General features: G+C 34.8%; 2 protein-coding genes. Both read right to left on the bottom strand.

Annotated features, from left to right (window positions below; all coding sequences use genetic code 11):
• Positions 1-126: 126 nt before the first annotated feature.
• Positions 127-2610, bottom strand: coding sequence for a UvrD-helicase domain-containing protein (locus tag CHX27_RS00530; RefSeq protein ID WP_094484839.1), 2484 nt, complete (start codon positions 2608-2610; stop codon positions 127-129).
• Positions 2611-2616: 6 nt separating this feature from the next.
• Positions 2617-3480, bottom strand: coding sequence for an SPL family radical SAM protein (locus tag CHX27_RS00525; RefSeq protein ID WP_094484838.1), 864 nt, complete (start codon positions 3478-3480; stop codon positions 2617-2619).
• Positions 3481-3577: the final 97 nt, after the last annotated feature.

Below are 3577 nucleotides of genomic sequence, written 5' to 3'. Positions count from 1 at the left end.
TTGCCGAAGGCGGGGATTTTTAGCACAAAAGTTCAATCGAAGAACGAAAGTTGAACCTTGCACAAAAGTTCAATCGAAGCTGTTCAGCCCCGCTTTTGGCAATACCTTGTTAGCAGCAGTGCCTTTTCAGTCGTCCGTGTCCTCATCTATTATTGTTTCTGGTTTATATTCTTCACAGAAAGTGTAAAACTTGTCTGCTGTTTCTTTGTCCCACATAATTAAGCGTTCATTATCTAACAAACCAAGTATTTTCTTATAAATGTTTTGTGTGTCGTCTGTAAGTGCAATTATTAAAATGCAAGATGTCCTAGTAACAATTGTGTAAGAAAATTCAAAAACTTCTTTCTCAAATTCTAATGGTATTCTTGTAGACCAAAGCACACATTCTTTTTCAAGTCCTTTTAAACTTAGAATTGTATCTGTTTCGCAAGTAATTCCTTTCTTGCTAATTTCTTTTAGAAGTTCGGTATCTTTTTCAAGTATTGTGATTTTGACAAGGTCGTATATTTTGTAATGGTTAAAAACTTGTTTCACTTTTTCAGCTACTTCAAGAAATGTTCGTCCATAAACAACAATAGGTCGTGAACCTGGTGGCGAACCTTTGTATGGAGTTATGTCTGTAACGCCTTCATCATTTCCAAATCGTTCAACAATGGCTTCGGAAAGTTTTTTAATGCTTTCACTAATTCTTACAGGCAAACGGTACGAACCTTCTAAACGATAAAATTGTCGTCTGCTCATTCTGTCATCTCTTGGAATTTTAGCAGCTGTCCCTAAATGAATTGATTGAGCTAAATCGCCAGCAATAGTCAAGTTGTTAGGGTTTTTAATCATTGAATAAAAAATTTCAAAGTCCGCTTCCGTGCAGTCTTGAAACTCGTCTACTAAAATGTAGTCGTAATTTAGTGGCAAATTGCCTGATTTAAGTTTTGAGTAAAAATATTGTCGCCTCAAAGTGAAACTTTGAATATTTTCATTATGCATTCGTTGAGCGTATGCTGTCAAGCACTTAAAAGCTAACTTTCGTCTGTCGCTATTTTTCTGTAATGAGGGATTGTTTCCTCGCCCTTTCCGTGTTATTGTCAAATATGTGTCTTCTCCTTTGCTAATACCAACTTGTAAACCATAAATAACACGATGATACTCTTCAAATAAAAAATCAGGATTTAAAATGTTGTCGTATCTATCATTAAAAATCTTTTCCTCTTGTTTTACTTTTTGAATAATCTCACGCAACATTGTGAAATGCTGTTCGTGATTTACAAGTCCGTTATATCTAACACCGCCAAGCATTTTGGGCAACATATCAAAATGCAACAATCTTATGTTTGTATGGGTTGAATTGGTAAAAGTAAAATGACTTGATTTGTCGCTGTAACCATAAAAATTGGTGTCATAGCGAATTTGAAACTTTGTATTGTCAAGTAAATCTTTTAACCATTCAGCTAATTTTCCTATAAGACCTTTATTAAAAGTTGTTACAAGTATTTTTAAATTTGGCGAATACTCCAACTGTTCAACTATATTTTTTATTTTTTCGGTAATAACAATGCTTTTCCCGCAACCTGCGGGTCCAACAATAATAGACGGTGTTTCCGAATTTCTTGCAGCCCTTTTTTGTTTGTCATTCAATTTTACATCTCTGCGAACCGTTATTGGCGGATTGTAAATGTCTAATGAGGAGATGGTTTTAGTTCCATATGAAAACGTAAGTTCTGCAAGTTGTTTATTTAGAATTACACCGTAATGGCTGTTATCAGTCCAAAACGATTGTCTTTGTAATTCGCTAATGCCAAATTTGTTTCCTAATGCTGTTCTTACTTCATTTATTTGATTTAGATTTCCACGAAACAACAAATTTGCATCAGACACTATTTGAGAATTAAATCCTAACTGTCGAAATTCATTAATAACAGAATTGACAAATGGAATTTTTTCGGACTGATTTGAGGTCAAAAGCAAAACGGTATTTGGTTTATACTTGTTTATTAAAGCCTTGAAATCATTTGCAATTTCTGTCTTGTTGTCTGACGCATCAAAAAGGTAACTTGCCGCTAAAATTGGGTTTGAAGTTTCTAAATCTCTTTCGTTGTTCCAAGAATTGACTTCATATTCAACAATGAAATTGTTGTCAATTTCAGGATAAAGTTTTAAAAACTCTTTCCATAGATATTCCTTGTTATAGATGAGCATAAAAGGACTTGTATCTATGTTTATTATAGTAATTCTTGGTGGTTTTTGTCCAAGACGTATTAATCCTGCATAAATCAAACCTAAGCCCCACTGAATTGCTCCCGCACCCGCACCTAAATCAAAAACTTCAATGTTTTGCCTTTGTAGTTCTAAAATTTTATCACAGAAAAATGAAAGAAAAGTGTTTATTCTTCGTGGGTGATACCAGAGAGAATAAGCAAAAGCCGTGTTTGGTCTATCATAACACAAATCTTTTCCTCTGACTAAGTTATAGCTTTCAATATGACATAGCTTTAAGTCATATTGAAAATTTGGCTCTGTTTTGTGGTCGTGATAATATTGTTTTGCGGCGTTTGCAATTGCCTTGTCAATGTTTTGCTGCTCGGCTTTTAACCATTCGGTAAGTTTATTTTTCATAGGCAATTAAATTGGTGCAAATCCTTGTTTACCTTCACCCAACCAAGGAAGTTCTTTTCTAAATGTTTCTACTACTTGTAAGTATTTATCATTACTCCAATTCATTTTTTTAATTTGCTCCAATGCAATTTCTCTTGTACTTGCAACAAACTTTCCTTTTTCTGCGTGGAATGGTTGAACAATAAATTTTTTTACACCGGTGCTTAAAAGTTCTTCGGTAAAACTTTTTGCGTTTTGTATTGGCAAAAGTGGTGTCATCGTAATACAAGTTTGTATTCCCGCTTCTGTAACTTCTTGAATTGCCTTCAGTCTTGATTTATTCGATGGACAAAGCGGTTCAAATGCTTTTCTCACATCTTCGCTGTCGGTTGTTACAGTCATATTCACTTGTGCAATTTCAAATTGCTTTAGCAAGTCAATGTCTCTTGTAACGTATGGGCTTCTTGTCTGAATTACTAATCGTGGTTTGTGATACTTCAAAAGTTCTTTTAAAATACTTCTTGTCAATTCAAGTTTCTTTTCAATTGGCTGATATGGGTCTGTTACGCTACTTATGTAAATTGTTTTGTCAATAAGTGGTTTTTTACGCCACTTCATAAGTAGTTGCAAAGCGTTTTCTTTTACTTTCAGCCAATTTCCCCAATTTTCTCTTTCGTCTGCTGAACGTGCAAAAAATGCAGCGTAGCAATAGTTGCAACCAAAAGAACAGCCCGAATACGGATTTAAGGTGTAGTCATACGCTTCCATAAATCCTTTAGCTTCTGTCAGAATACTTGCTGACTGAACATATTGAATGTCTGCTTGACCGATTTTTTCTTTTCGGCTATTGTTTTGTTCGTTCTCTAAGTCACTAAAAAGGTCTGGTGTCATTTTTATTTACGGTAATCTGTATTGTTACGGTGGTCTGTCTTGGCATTGCTGCTAACGGTTTCGAGCTTTGCGTTCGGGCGGGGTTCGGAGCACAAAA

Source organism: Flavobacterium aurantiibacter, from assembly GCF_002251775.1.
Lineage (GTDB): Bacteria > Bacteroidota > Bacteroidia > Flavobacteriales > Flavobacteriaceae > Flavobacterium > Flavobacterium aurantiibacter.
Note: the sequence above shows the minus strand (reverse complement) of the source record. Positions and strands in the feature narration are given on the sequence as shown.

Coding starts and splice junctions, on each gene's coding strand:
- CHX27_RS00530 (WP_094484839.1), bottom strand. CDS start 2,610: ATGAAAAATAAACTTACCGAATGGTTAAAAGCCGAGCAGCAAAACATT.
- CHX27_RS00525 (WP_094484838.1), bottom strand. CDS start 3,480: ATGACACCAGACCTTTTTAGTGACTTAGAGAACGAACAAAACAATAGC.